Here is a 13,176-nt window from a genome sequence, read left to right as displayed (position 1 = left end):
CGCATGCCGCTCTTGCGCAGGACGGAATGATGGGCTCAAATGGGGCCGCCTTCGTTTAGGAACGGACACGAGCGCCGGCTCCTCCTGGGCAAGCCAAGCCAATATCAGCGAGAGAGGAGACGACATGGGTGACGCTCGTGTCTCCGGAAATGGGCTGTTCCAATGACGGGTGGTCCGGTGATCATTGTCGGTGCCGGCCATGGCGGCTACCAGGTCGCGGCATCCCTGCGTCAGGCGGGCTTTTCCGACCGCGTCTGCCTGATCAACGACGAGGCGCATCTGCCCTATCAGCGGCCGCCGCTGTCCAAGGCCTATATCAAGGGCTCGGCCGGGCCGGAGAGCCTGATGTTCCGGCCGGAGAAATTCTACCAGGATCAGAAGATCGAGCTGATTGGGGGCCGCGCGGTGTCGATCGATCGCGCCGGCCACAAGGTGCATCTCGCATCCGGCGAGACGCTGCCTTACGGCCACCTCGTGCTGGCCACGGGCGCGCGCAACCGGCTGCTTGATTTGCCGAATGCGAATTTGCCCGACGTGAAATATCTGCGCATCCTCGACGACAGCGAGGCGCTGCGACAGATCATGCCGTCGAAGTCGCGTGTCGTGGTGATCGGCGCCGGCTTCATCGGCCTCGAATTCGCGGCCACCGCGCGGATCAAGGGCCTCGAGGTGGACGTGCTCGAACTCGCCCCGCGCGTGATGGCGCGCGCGGTGACGGCGGAGGTCTCGGAGTATTTTCAGGCGCGGCATCGCGAGGCCGGCATCCGCATTCACCTCGGTGTGCAGGCAACCTCGATCGAGGCTGAGGGCGGCAAGGTCACCGGCGTTTCCTTGAGCGACGGAAGGCATCTGCCGGCCGACCTCGTCGTGGTCGGTGTCGGCGTGCTGCCGAACATCGAGCTTGCGGCGGAGGCGGGGCTTGCCGTCGCCGCCGGCATCATCGTCGACGAATATCTCTCGACGTCCGATCCTGACATCTCCGCGATCGGCGACTGCGCGCTGTTCGCCAGTCCGCGCTTCGGCGGATCGCAGCGGCTGGAATCGGTGCAGAACGCCACCGATCACGCCCGCTGCCTCGCGGCGCGGCTGACCGGCGACCGCAAGGCCTACGACAGTCACCCCTGGTTCTGGAGCGACCAGGGCGACGACAAGCTCCAGATGGCGGGGCTGACCACCGGCTACGACCGCGTCGTGCTGCGCGGCGATCCCGCGAAGAAAGCGTTCTCGGCGTTCTGCTACAAGGGCGACAGACTGCTCGGCATCGAGTCGGTCAACCGTGCCGGCGACCACATGTTCGGCCGCCGCCTGTTCGGCCTGGAGCGCTCGATCACGCCGGAGCAGGCCGCGGATGAAGGCTTCGACCTGAAGAGCGCGCTGGCCTGATCTTTTCCCTCGGCCTGCTCTCGGGGCGAGGTGAAGAAGTCGCCGCGCTCTACAAGACCGCGGCGACTTCCGCTGCCGTCGGCATCGACGGCCCGGCGCCCATCCGCTGCACGCTGATCGAGGCGGCCGCGTTGGCGAAGGCGAGCGCGGTACGCAGGGACACGCCCTCCGCCAGCTGCGCCGCAAGTGCGCCGACGAAGCAATCGCCCGCGCCGGTGGTGTCGACCGCCTTCACCGCGCGGCCGGACACCGCGAATTCCTTGCGGCCGGCGAGCGCGAGCACGCCCCGCTTGCCGAGCGTCACGCAGATGATCTGGTCCTCGCGTGCCTGCAGTTGTCGCGCGACGTCGATGATTGTTGCGGCCTCGTCGCCGTCGGAGAGCTCCACGCCTGCGAGGAAGCCGAGCTCGGTCTCGTTCAGCACGAGGATGTCGACGAGCGCCAGCAGCTCGGCGGACATCGTTTGCGCCGGTGCGGGGTTGAGCAGCGTCGTGGCGCCGGCGCTACGGGCGCGTTGGAAGAAGGCGGCAATCGTCGGCAGCGGAATCTCGAACTGGCTGACGGCCACATCGCCCTTCGCCAGCGGCGCATCCGCGACGTCATCCGCACTGACCAGCGCATTGCTGCCGGGGATGACGACAATGGTATTGTCAGATTCTGCGACGGTGATGATGGCGGTGCCGCTATGCGTGTCGGCGTCGCGGACGGAGCCGAGATCGATGCCCTGGGCGCCGAGGAATGCCCGGAGCTCGGCCCCGAACGAATCCTTTCCGAGCCGCCCGATCAGCGTGGTTTTCACGCCGAGCCGTGACGCCGCGACTGCCTGGTTCGCGCCCTTGCCGCCAGGAAAATACAGCACCTGCCGGCCGGCGACGGTCTCGCCGACTTTGGGGTGGCGATCGGCGGTCGCCACCACATCCATGTTGATGCTGCCGGCGATAAAGACGCGCCCCATGATATGCCCTTACAAAACCCTAGACCCTGACTTCGAACTCGTGCCTGACTTTGGCGATGTCCACAAGGGTCGGCAGCCCGGCCTCGTTGCCGAGGCGCTGGATCTTGAAGGTCGAGGCGGCGCGGGCAAAATCAAAGTGTTCGCGCCAGCTTTTGCCGGGATGGGCGAGGTAGGAATAGACATAGGCGCCGTGGAAGACGTCGCCGGCGCCGTTGGTGTCGATCACGCGCTCGCGCGGGATCGGCATCGCCGGCATGACCTCGACCGCACCCGTCTCATTGTACCAGAGCAGGCCCTTCTCACCCATGGTGACGCCGCCGATCTTGCAGCCGCGGCTCTTGAGGTAGTCGAGCATCTTCTCGGGCGTCAGGTCCATCTGCTCACACAGGCGTTCGGCGACGATGGCGACGTCGATGAATGCGAGCAGCTCATGCGTGTTGGTGCGCAGGCCGCCGCCGTCGAGCGAGGTCAGGATTCCGGCCTCGCGGCAGACCTTTGCATAGTGGATCGCGGCATCGGGCTGATGGCCGTCGATGTGCAGGGCGCGACAGCCACCGAGATTGAGCATCGGGAACGGATGGATGTGCTCGTCATCGCGGCAGCGGACGATGGCGCGCTTACCGTCCTTGGGCATGATGAAGGACAGCGAGGACTGGTTCACCTTCCGCCCGTGCAGCGAGATCGCGTATTTCGCGCACATGTCCTGGAACATCCGCCCCAGCCAGTCATTGGCCGCCGTGGCGATGAGGTCGGGCACGATGCCGAGCTTGGCGCAGCAGAACGCCGCCGTCACCGCGTTGCCGCCGAAGGAGACCGCGTAGTCCGTTGCCACGTGCTTTTCGTCGCCGGTCGGCATGTGGTCGGTGATGAAGACGACGTCGATATAGGTCTGACCGATAAAGAGAGCCTGCATTGGTTGTCCGTGATGCGCTGGGTGGTCCCGGCCGGCGAGCTTACTCTAACACCGGTTCCGCTCTGGGGACGCTGAAATTATTCGCAAATCTGCCGCCCGAGCGCTTGAGGTCGGCATGGGGCCGGAATACGACCATCACCGGTCCATGCCAAGCCCGGACAAACGCCGTCCTTCGGAATGGTTCCAGGTCGATCAAGGGGGGGAATGATGATCACCGGCCTCGATCACGTCGTCGCCCTAGTGAGGGATATCGGTGCGGCCAAGGCGGCGTATCAGACGCTGCTCGGGCGCGCGCCGGCCTGGCAGAATTCCGGCGAGGGCGCCGACCGCGTGCTGTTCACGCTTGCGAACATGACGATCGAGCTGATGGCGCCGAGCGGCTTTAACGTCGCGGCGGACCGGATCCGCGCGCTGCTCGACGACCGCGAGGGCGTGCTCGCCAGCCTGTGCTTTCGTGTCGCAGACATGAGCAAGATGCACCGGCGGCTGGAGCGGGTGGCCTTGAGGCCTGATCCGGTCGCCGAGGTCGAAAGCAGCGACGTCGCGAGCGGCGCGGTCCTGCACTGGAAACGCACGCGTGCCGCAACCGAATTGACGCGCGACGTGCGCATGTTCTTCCTCGAGCTCGCCGAGGAGCGGCCGCTGTCGGCTGCGACCGACATCGCGCCGATCGATGGGCTCGACCACGTCGTGGTCACCACCGAGGATTCCGACCGCGCCGCTGCACTCTATGGCGCGCGGCTCGGCCTTGATCTCGCACTGGACCGCTCGCACCAGGATTGGGGTCAGCTGATGTTCTTCCGCTGCGGCGACCTCATCGTCGAAGTGGTGCGCCGCCCCGTGGCGGGTGGGGATTCCCTGCATGACCGTCTCTGGGGCCTGAGCTGGCGGGTCGCCGACATCGACGCCACGCGCGCCCGCCTGATCGCCGCCGGCCTCGACGTCACCGAGGTGCGCAACGGCCGCAAGCCGGGCACGCGGATCATGACGGTCAGGAACGGCACCTGCGGCATCCAGACGGTGCTGCTGGAGCGTTCGCCGAAGCCGGCGGAGTAAGGGGCCGTACTCTTCCCGCGTCGTTGTGCGGATGCGACGAAGACTCCCGTAGGGTGGGCAAAGCGGAGCGTGCCCACGTCTTTGCCCAATTGATGAGAAGACGTGGGCACGGCGCAAATGCGCCTTTGCCCACCCTACGAAGCTGCGTCCGGGGCACGAGATCGTTCTCAAACGCCCGCCCGCGTGTTACACGCGTCATGACAGCACCCAGCGAGCAACCGGTTTGGCGAAGGCAAAGCGAACTCTGAAATGGCAGCGCGACCCCGAGGGGATGCGGCTGCGCATTCTCGAAGCCGCCAAGCAGGAGTTTTCGGCGCACGGGCTCGCGGGCGCGCGTGTCGACCGCATCGCGGCGAAGGCCGGCGCCAACAAGCGCATGCTCTACTATCACGTCGGCAACAAGGACGAGCTCTATCTCGCGGTGCTTGAAGGCGCCTATGACAAGATCCGCAGCGAGGAGCGGGGGCTGGATCTCGAGCATCTCGATCCGCCCGAAGCGATACGGCGGCTGATCGAGTTCACCTGGAACTACTTCCTGCGCAACCCGGAATTCCTGTCGCTGCTCCAGACCGAGAACCTCGCGCGCGCAAAGCACCTCAAGCGCTCGACCAAGGTCAAGTCGATGCACTCGCCCTTCGTCGAGATGATCCGCACCGTGGTGCTGCGCGGCGTCGACAGCGGCGATTTCCAGGTCGCGGTCGATCCGGTGCAGCTCTACATCTCGATCGCGGGGCTCTGCTTCTTCTATCTCTCTAATTCGGCCACGTTGAGCGTGATCTTCGGCCGCGATCTGCTGGCCAAGGACGCCAAGGACGAGAGGCTTTCGCACATGGTCGGCCTCGTGCTGGCCGCGCTGACGGGCCGATCGACCGCGCTGTTCGAGATCGCCAAGGCGCCGAAGTCGCGCAGCGCCGTGGCGCAGACGGTTTAGCGGCCTAGTCCGCGCGTTGGTGGACTAATCGTCCGTCGTTTCCTCAATCTCCGCCGTCATTGCCCGCGAAGGCGGGCAATCCAGTATTCCAGAGACGGTTGAGATTGAACCGAGAAGCCGCGGCGTACTCCCCCGCCTTCGCGGGGAATGACACCGAAGGTGAGGCGGTCTCGTGCCCCGGACGTAGCGCAGCAGCGCGTCCGGGACACGAGAGGAGGCCAGGAACCGGCACAAAACGTCACAGGGAAAGCTCTGGACAGTATTTATCCAACGAGTTAATTTCTCCCCCGAACGAAGAAGAATGCCGGGAGTGAGACGTGGCTGAGTTGAAGCCGCAAGGTGCGGTATCCAAGATGCTGAATGCGGCCTGGGTCCGGCCGTTTTTGTTCCTGGTCTTCATCGTCGTCGCCTGGGATCTTGTGATCCGCCTGTTCAGGATCCCCGCCTATCAGATCCCGGCGCCGGCCGACGTCGTCGCGGTGCTGCGCACCGAATGGCCGGAATTGCTGCGCCAGTCCTGGCCGACCACCTATGCCACCGTCTGCGGCTTCCTGCTGTCGGCGCTGTTCGGCATCCCCGTTGCGATGCTGATCGCGGGGTCGAAGACAGTGGAGAGCTATGTCTATCCGCTGCTGGTGTTCTCGCAATCCGTGCCGAAGATCGCGATCGCGCCGCTGTTCGTGGTGTGGTTTGGCTTCGGCATCATTCCCAAAGTGATTTCCGCCTTCCTGCTCGGCTTCTTCCCGGTGGTGGTCTCCGCCGTGCAGGGCTTCAAGTCGGTCGACCCTGACATGGTCGATCTCGCGCGCGCCATGCAGGGCAGCCGGTTCCGGGTTTTCCTCGCGGTGAACCTGCCGCATGCGCTGCCGGCGATCTTCTCAGGCCTCAAAGTGTCGGTGACGCTGGCCGTGGTCGGCGCTGTCGTCGGCGAATTCGTCGGCTCCAATTCCGGCATCGGCTACGTGATGCAGCGCTCGATCGGCACGTTCGACCTGCCGACGATGTTCGCAGCGCTCGTGATCCTGGCGCTGCTCGGCGTGATCCTGTTCTGGATCGTGGACCGGATCGAGAAGCTGGTCATTCCCTGGCATGTCAGCCAGCGCGAAGACGTGATTTTCGCCTCGTAACAAAAACTAAGGCAACGAACGGCCATCAACGGCCGACGCAACAAGGGCAAGGGAGAGAAACGATGAAGCGGTGGATAGGAGCTGTCTCGGCTGCGCTGATGGTGTTTGCGACGATGCCCGCGCAGGCCGCCGACAAGGTCGTGCTGATGCTGAACTGGTACGTCTATGGCGAGCACGCGCCGTTCTATTACGGCAAGGCCAAGGGCATCTATGCGGCCGAGGGCATCGACCTCGAGATCCAGGAAGGCCGCGGCTCGGCTGCGACCACGCAGGCCGTGGCCGCCAAGACCGCCGATTTCGGCTATGTCGACGTCCCCACCATGATGCGCGCCGCAATCAAGGGCGCACCTGTCGTCGCGACCGGCGTGCTGCTCCAGACCAGCCCGATGTCGGCCATGGGCTTCGTCGACAAGAACATCAGGAAGCCTGAGGACATCAAGGGCAAGACGGTGGCGATCACACCGGCCGATTCCATGACCCAGATCTGGCCGCTGTTCCTGAAGAAGACCGGCCTGAAGGAGAGCGATTTCCAGACGGTCGCCGGCGACGGCCAGACCAAGCTCAATGCCGTCATCAACGGCCAGGCTGATCTGCTGCTCGGCTACGTCATGGACCAGTCGATGAAGATCAAGGACGCTACCGGAAAGGACGTGTTCCCGATCAAGTTCGCCGACTACGGCATCAACATGGTCTCCTCCGGCATCATCGCCAACGCCGACTATGTGAAGGCCAATGCCGACCTCGTCCGCCGCTTCATGTCGGCGACGACCAAGGCGGTCGAAGCCGCCGAGAAGGAGCCGAAGGCGGCTGCGCAATCGATCCTCGATGCCAACCCCAAGGGCGGCAAGATCGACACCCTGACGCAGGGCTTTGAGCTGACCATTCCGCTCTACCGGACCGCGGAGACCAAGAGCAAGCGGCCGTTCCAGGTCACCGACCAGAACATGACGGACTCCGTCAATCTGATGGTCGAATATGGCGGACTGGATGCCAAGGCCAAGGAGAACCCGAAGGCCTTCTACACCAACGATTATCTGCCGAAGAGCGGATCGTGAAGCAAGCCGCAGTCGTGAGCGAAATCGTGCAGCAGGCCGCGCATCTGAGACTGGTGAGCGACCGGGCTGCCGGCGATGCGTCGGGCATCAAACTTTCCGGCGTGTCGAAGACCTACCGGACGCGCGACGGCGACGTGCCGTCGCTGCGTCCGCTCGATTTCCACATCAACGACGGCGAATTCTTCGTCGTGGTCGGCCCAAGCGGTTGCGGCAAGTCCACGCTGCTCAAGCTGATCTCGGGGTTGCTGCCGCCGACGTCAGGCGAGGTCCTGGTCGAGGGTGAGAAGGTCACGAAGCCGCACGGCAATGTCGGCATCGTGTTCCAGAACGCGCTGCTGCTGCCCTGGCGCAACATCCTCGCGAACGTGATGCTGCCGATCGACATGAAGCGGCTGCCACGACAACACTATCTCGATCGCGCCAAGGCGCTGCTGAAGCTGGTCGGCCTCGAAGGTTTCGAGAAGAAGCTACCCTGGCAGCTCTCGGGCGGCATGCAGCAGCGAACCTCGATCTGCCGTGCGCTGGTGCACGATCCCAAGATCATGCTGATGGACGAGCCGTTCGGCGCGCTCGACGCGTTGACGCGCGAGCGCATGAATGTCGAGTTGATGCGGATCCAGCGCGAGACCAGGAAGACGGTGCTCCTGATCACGCATTCGATTCCCGAGGCCGTGTTCCTCGCCGACCGCGTGCTGGTCATGACCGAGCGGCCCGGCGCGATCGCTGCGATTTACGACGTGCCGCTGCCGCGCCCGCGTTCGCTCGATGTGATGGCCGATCCTGTCTTCACCGAGCTCGTGCAACGCATCCGCAAGCATTTCTTCTCGCAAGGTTCGCTGGATTGAAGTCATGGCGCCGCGCCTGAAGCTGCGAGACATCGCGTTCTTTGAACGTCCCGTGCATTTTGCGCGGCCGTTCCGCTTTGGCGCGATCACCATCAACGCGACGCCGCAGCTGTTCGTGCGGGTCGAGATCGAGGTCGAGGGCAGGGGGAGCGCGGTCGGTGCCAGCGCCGAGCTGCTGGTGCCAAAATGGTTCGACAAGCGGCCGGAGCTGTCGCCGGCGCAGACGGTCGACGGCCTGCGGCGTTCGCTGGAGATTGCGCGGGGCCTTTATCTTGCGCGGACTGGATTCTTGACGGCGTTCGATCTGCATGCCTCGTGCATCGGTGCCCAGATCGCGACTTGCGCGAAAAAGAATATTCCGGCGCTTGCGGCGGCTTATGGCCCCGCGGAAATCGACAAGGCGATCCTCGACGCACTGCTGCGTGGGGTTGAAACCAACTTTTTCGACGGCATGGTTGGCAACGTCGCGGGCATCGATGCGCGACTTTCTCCTGACCTGAAGGAAACGGATATCGCGCAGTTTCTCGCGGGCCGAAAGCCGCTGCCGCGCGTTGCCATCAGGCACACCGTGGGCCTCGACGATACCGTCGAAGGTGAGGGCGGTGTTGCCGATGCACGCGAGAACGCCGGTGCCAATTACTTCAAGCTGAAGCTATCAGGGGATTTCGCGGCTGATGCGGCTCGGTTGACGCGTATTGGCAAGGAGCTCGATACGCTGGGGCGTGACTACAAGGTGACGCTTGACGCCAACGAACAGTATGCCGATCTCTCCGCACTGCATGCGCTGACCGACCGGCTCGACCACGATGCAGCGCTGCGGTCGATCGCGTCACGGCTGCTCTATGTCGAACAGCCGATGCCGCGCGATATCACGCGGCAGTCGCCGCTCGGCTCGCTCGCCGCGCACGGCTTCATCATCGACGAGGCCGACGATTCCTACGATGCGTTCCCGGCGGCGCGCGCGCTCGGCTATTGCGGCATTTCCTCGAAATCCTGCAAGGGCCTCTACAAGTCCATCGTCAATGCGACCCGCGCAGCGAAATGGAGCACGGACGGCGCGCGGTTCTTCGTGACGGGTGAGGACCTGACCTGCCAGGCAGGTCTCGCCGTGCAGCAGGATCTCGCGCTCGGTGCGTTCATCGGCGTTACCCATGCCGAGCGCAACGGCCATCACTATGTCGACGGTTTTGGCGAGACGCCTGCCGCCGAAGCGCAGGCCTTCGCGGCCGCGCATCCCGATCTCTACGCCGACGCCGGGCAGGGCATCCGGCTCTCCATTCACAACGGCGATCTCCTGACGGGATCGCTGACCGCAACGGGCTTTGCGACATCGGTCCATCCGGACTGGTCGGCGCTCCGTCCGCTCGAACAGCCAAAATCACTTCAGGAGCAATTGGCATGACCACCCAACGCCTCGGCCTCATCATGAACGGCGTCACCGGCCGCATGGGGCTCAACCAGCATCTCATCCGTTCGATCGTCGCGATCCGCGAGCAGGGCGGCGTTCGGCTGAAGAACGGCGACCGCGTGATGCCCGATCCGATCCTGGTCGGCCGCAGCGCCGACAAGGTCGAAGCCCTCGCCAAGCGCTACAACATCACGCGCTGGACCACCGACCTCGATGCGGCGCTCGCCGACAAGAACGACATCATGTTCTTCGACGCAGCGACCACGCAGGCCCGCCCCGGCCTGCTGACCCAGGCGATCAATGCCGGCAAGCACGTCTATTGCGAGAAGCCGATTGCGACGAATTTCGAGGAGGCGCTCGAGGTCGTTAAGCTCGCCAACGCAAAGGGCGTCAAGCATGGCACGGTGCAAGACAAGCTGTTTCTGCCCGGCCTGAAGAAGATCGCCTTCCTGCGTGACTCCGGCTTCTTCGGCCGCATCCTCTCGGTGCGCGGCGAATTCGGCTATTGGGTGTTCGAAGGCGGTTGGCAGGAGGCGCAGCGACCGTCCTGGAACTACCGCGACGAGGACGGCGGCGGCATCATCCTCGACATGGTCTGCCACTGGCGCTACGTGCTCGACAATCTCTTCGGCAACGTCCAGAGCGTGGTCTGCATCGGCAACACCGACATCCCCGAGCGTTTTGACGAGCAGGGCAAGAAATACAAGGCGACCGCGGATGATTCCGCCTACGCGACCTTCCAGCTCGAGGGCGGCGTCATCGCCCACATCAACATGTCCTGGGTGACGCGCGTCTATCGCGACGACCTCGTCACCTTCCAGGTCGACGGCACACACGGTTCGGCGGTCGCGGGCCTGTCGGATTGCATGATCCAGGCGCGGCAGGCAACGCCCCGGCCGGTGTGGAATCCCGACGAGAAGCGGCTGCACGACTTCTACGGCGACTGGCAGAAGCTGCCTGACAACGTCACCTACGACAACGGCTTCAAGGAGCAGTGGGAGATGTTCATCCGCCACGTCTACGAGGACGCGCCCTACAAGTTCACACTGCTCGAAGGCGTCAAGGGCGTGCAGCTCGCTGAATGCGCGCTGAAGAGCTGGAAGGAGCGGCGCTGGATCGACGTCGCCCCGATCAAGGCCTGAGGAGGGACACATGAACAAGCCCGTCCAGCCGATGTCGTCGTTGTCCCTGAAACTGCCGAAGGCCGATCGCTCGATCGAGACCTATCGGCTCGCGGCCTCGCGCACGTTCCCCGCAAAACTCGAAGGCCCTTTGAACCGCATCGCGTTCTCGGCCGTGCACACGGTCGTCGATCCCTTTGCGGACAACGATCCCTGGCTCTCCGCCGCTGTCGACTGGGACAAGACCATCGCCTTCCGCGAGCACGTCTGGGACCTCGGCCTCGGCGTCGCCGAAGCCATGGACACCGCGCAACGCGGGATGGGGTTGGACTGGCCGACTTCGCTGGAGCTGATCACCCGCTCGGTCGGTGCCGCCAAGCGGCGCAATGCGCTGGTGTTCTCCGGCGCAGGTACGGATCATCTTGCGGTCGAGGATGCCAAGAGCCTCGACGACGTCATTCGCGCCTATGAGGAGCAGCTCTCGGCCGTCGAGAAGGTCGGCGGCCGCATCATCCTGATGGCGTCGCGTGCTCTCGCAAAACTCGGCCGCAGCGCCGACGATTACGCCAAGGTCTACAACCGCGTGCTGTCGCAGGTCCGCGAGCCCGTGATCATCCACTGGCTCGGTGACATGTTCGATCCGGCGTTGACGGATTATTGGGGCACCAAGGATTTGGACAAGGCGATGGACGTTGCGGTGGCCATCATTAACAACAACGCCGCCAAGGTCGATGGCGTCAAGGTCTCACTGCTCGACAAGCAGCGCGAGATCGACATGCGCCGCCGCCTCGACAAGCGCATCAAGATGTATACCGGCGATGACTTCAATTACGCGGAGCTGATCGCCGGCGATAGCCAAGGCTTTTCGCACGCACTGCTCGGCATCTTCGATGCCATCGCGCCTGCAGCGTCCTACGCGCTGTCGCGGCTCGCGGCTGGCGACGAGGCCGGCTTCCACGACGTGCTGGGGCCGACGGTGCCGCTGTCGCGCCACATCTTCAAGGCGCCGACGCGCTTCTACAAGACCGGCGTCGTCTTCATGGCGTATCTGAACGGCCATCAGGACCACTTCACCATGGTCGGGGGCCAGGAGAGCGCGCGCTCGATGCTGCATCTGGCCGAGCTGTTCCGGCTGGCCGATCAGGCCGGCCTGCTCGCCAATCCTGAAATGGCGATGCGGCGGATGAAGACCGTGCTGGCCTCGCACGGACTGGAAGACTGATGCGCGATTTCTCGTCCGACCATCGCTGGCTGTCGCTGAACACGGCGACGGTCCGCAAGCAGGGTGACCTCGTCGAGATCATCGAGGCCTGTGCAAGGCATGGCATCCGCGCCATCGACCCCTGGCGTGATCAGGTCGCTGCCGTCGGTCTCGATCGTACCGCGCGCGCGGTGCGTGAGGCCGGGCTCGATCTCTCAGGCTATTGCCGCGGCGGCATGTTCACTTCGGACGCATCGCGCCGGGGGGAAGTGCGCGACGACAATCGCCGCTGCGTGGATGAGGCCAAGGCGCTGGGCGCGCCCTGCATCGTTCTCGTCGTTGGCGGCCTGCCGCAATATTCGCGGCCGGGCAGCGAGGCGTCGAAGGATATCGCGGGAGCGCGCGGGCAGGTCGAGGAAGCGCTTGCCGACATGCTCGTCTACGCCAAACAGGCAAAACTGCCGCTGGCGATCGAGCCGCTCCATCCGGCCTATGCAGCCGACCGCGCTTGCGTGAACACGACGAAACAGGCGCTCGACATCTGCGATCGGCTCGACCCCGGCCGCAGCGGCATGCTTGGCGTCGCGCTCGACGTCTACCACATCTGGTGGGATCCGGAGCTGATGGCCCAGATCGCGCGCGCCGGCAAGGATCGCCTGCTCGCGTTCCATGTCTGCGACTGGCTGGTGCCGACCAGGGACATCCTCAACGACCGCGGCATGATGGGCGACGGCGTCATCGACATCCAATCGGCGCGCGCCGCGGTCGAGGCGCAGGGGTTTGCCGGCTATTCGGAGATCGAGATCTTCTCCAACGACTGGTGGAGCAAGCCGATGGACGACGTGCTGCGCACGTGCATTACGCGGCACAGGACGGTGGTCTAGCCCCCACGCGCGCTGTCCTCACGGGCTTGCGACTTGTTGCCGCGTGTTGAAGCGCGCCTTCCGCTTGACGGCACCGAAGCGGCGGGCTCGCTCAGCGAGCCGGTTGGAGTACCACCAACGAGAGGTGGACAGCCGTCAGCTTTCAGGCAGAATGATATCATCCCGATGCCGCAGCCTCGCCACGGTCTGCGCCAGATCGGATGCGGTAATGAGTGGCATCAACGATCGGCAGGCACGGCGGATGTACCCACGCCTGATGATCTTGGATGGCCCCGACGCGCAATCGTCGGGGCCATT

Annotated in this window: 12 protein-coding genes; 10 read left to right on the top strand and 2 right to left on the bottom strand. The window is 64.5% G+C overall.

The window, feature by feature from the left end:
* The first annotated feature begins 162 nt into the window (after positions 1–162).
* Complete coding sequence (locus tag AB7531_RS32785; protein ID WP_063984773.1) at positions 163–1,383, top strand: NAD(P)/FAD-dependent oxidoreductase; 1,221 nt, start codon at positions 163–165, stop codon at positions 1,381–1,383.
* 49 nt (positions 1,384–1,432) lie between these two features.
* Here AB7531_RS32785 and AB7531_RS32780 read toward each other — a convergent pair whose 3' ends face one another.
* Positions 1,433–2,338 (bottom strand): ribokinase, encoded by a 906-nt coding sequence (locus tag AB7531_RS32780; protein WP_063984772.1) that lies wholly within the window; start codon positions 2,336–2,338, stop codon positions 1,433–1,435.
* 19 nt (positions 2,339–2,357) lie between these two features.
* Positions 2,358–3,251, bottom strand: coding sequence for a sugar kinase (locus AB7531_RS32775; protein ID WP_014496984.1), 894 nt, complete (start codon positions 3,249–3,251; stop codon positions 2,358–2,360).
* A 207-nt stretch (positions 3,252–3,458) separates the two neighbouring features.
* On the opposite strand from AB7531_RS32775, the gene AB7531_RS32770 reads away from it, so the two are divergent.
* The 9 genes from AB7531_RS32770 to AB7531_RS32730 all read left to right on the top strand — a co-directional run bounded on the left by AB7531_RS32770 (position 3,459) and on the right by AB7531_RS32730 (position 12,879).
* On the top strand, positions 3,459–4,307 hold the full coding sequence (locus AB7531_RS32770) for a VOC family protein (RefSeq protein ID WP_063986566.1): 849 nt from the start codon (positions 3,459–3,461) through the stop codon (positions 4,305–4,307).
* Between the two features lie 223 nt (positions 4,308–4,530).
* Positions 4,531–5,238, top strand: coding sequence for a TetR/AcrR family transcriptional regulator (locus AB7531_RS32765; RefSeq protein ID WP_014496982.1), 708 nt, complete (start codon positions 4,531–4,533; stop codon positions 5,236–5,238).
* Between the two features lie 317 nt (positions 5,239–5,555).
* A complete protein-coding gene (locus AB7531_RS32760; protein WP_063984771.1) occupies positions 5,556–6,365 on the top strand; it encodes an ABC transporter permease in 810 nt (269 codons plus the stop codon).
* 62 nt (positions 6,366–6,427) lie between these two features.
* Positions 6,428–7,420, top strand: a complete 993-nt coding sequence (locus AB7531_RS32755) for an ABC transporter substrate-binding protein (protein ID WP_063984770.1) — start codon at positions 6,428–6,430, stop codon at positions 7,418–7,420.
* The gene (locus AB7531_RS32750; RefSeq protein WP_231144403.1) at positions 7,417–8,265 is read left to right on the top strand and encodes an ABC transporter ATP-binding protein; all 849 of its coding nucleotides are present in this window, start codon (positions 7,417–7,419) and stop codon (positions 8,263–8,265) included. Before AB7531_RS32755 ends, AB7531_RS32750 begins: the two co-directional genes overlap by 4 nt.
* A 4-nt stretch (positions 8,266–8,269) precedes the next feature.
* Positions 8,270–9,667: a hypothetical protein gene (locus tag AB7531_RS32745; RefSeq protein WP_063984769.1), complete on the top strand. Its 1,398-nt coding sequence runs from the start codon at positions 8,270–8,272 to the stop codon at positions 9,665–9,667.
* Positions 9,664–10,815, top strand: coding sequence for a Gfo/Idh/MocA family protein (locus tag AB7531_RS32740; protein ID WP_063984768.1), 1,152 nt, complete (start codon positions 9,664–9,666; stop codon positions 10,813–10,815). Before AB7531_RS32745 ends, AB7531_RS32740 begins: the two co-directional genes overlap by 4 nt.
* 10 nt (positions 10,816–10,825) lie before the next feature.
* On the top strand, positions 10,826–12,016 hold the full coding sequence (locus tag AB7531_RS32735; protein WP_063984767.1) for a dihydrodipicolinate synthase family protein: 1,191 nt from the start codon (positions 10,826–10,828) through the stop codon (positions 12,014–12,016).
* The gene (locus AB7531_RS32730) at positions 12,016–12,879 is read left to right on the top strand and encodes a sugar phosphate isomerase/epimerase family protein (protein WP_063984766.1); all 864 of its coding nucleotides are present in this window, start codon (positions 12,016–12,018) and stop codon (positions 12,877–12,879) included. The genes AB7531_RS32735 and AB7531_RS32730 overlap by 1 nt, the downstream gene beginning before the upstream one ends.
* The last annotated feature ends 297 nt before the right edge of the window (positions 12,880–13,176 follow it).

The sequence above is a fragment of the Bradyrhizobium sp. 63_E2_N1_3 genome, from assembly GCF_052076005.1.
Taxonomy (GTDB): Bacteria; Pseudomonadota; Alphaproteobacteria; order Rhizobiales; family Xanthobacteraceae; genus Bradyrhizobium; species Bradyrhizobium barranii.
This window is presented reverse-complemented; position numbering and strand designations above follow the sequence as displayed.

What these genes read in the sequence shown, in the direction of transcription:
- AB7531_RS32785 (WP_063984773.1), top strand. Translation starts at nt 163, where the DNA reads ATGACGGGTGGTCCGGTGATCATTGTCGGTGCCGGCCATGGCGGCTAC.
- AB7531_RS32780 (WP_063984772.1), bottom strand. Translation starts at nt 2,338, where the DNA reads ATGGGGCGCGTCTTTATCGCCGGCAGCATCAACATGGATGTGGTGGCG.
- AB7531_RS32775 (WP_014496984.1), bottom strand. Translation starts at nt 3,251, where the DNA reads ATGCAGGCTCTCTTTATCGGTCAGACCTATATCGACGTCGTCTTCATC.
- AB7531_RS32770 (WP_063986566.1), top strand. Translation starts at nt 3,459, where the DNA reads ATGATCACCGGCCTCGATCACGTCGTCGCCCTAGTGAGGGATATCGGT.
- AB7531_RS32755 (WP_063984770.1), top strand. Translation starts at nt 6,428, where the DNA reads ATGAAGCGGTGGATAGGAGCTGTCTCGGCTGCGCTGATGGTGTTTGCG.
- AB7531_RS32745 (WP_063984769.1), top strand. Translation starts at nt 8,270, where the DNA reads ATGGCGCCGCGCCTGAAGCTGCGAGACATCGCGTTCTTTGAACGTCCC.
- AB7531_RS32740 (WP_063984768.1), top strand. Translation starts at nt 9,664, where the DNA reads ATGACCACCCAACGCCTCGGCCTCATCATGAACGGCGTCACCGGCCGC.
- AB7531_RS32735 (WP_063984767.1), top strand. Translation starts at nt 10,826, where the DNA reads ATGAACAAGCCCGTCCAGCCGATGTCGTCGTTGTCCCTGAAACTGCCG.
- AB7531_RS32730 (WP_063984766.1), top strand. Translation starts at nt 12,016, where the DNA reads ATGCGCGATTTCTCGTCCGACCATCGCTGGCTGTCGCTGAACACGGCG.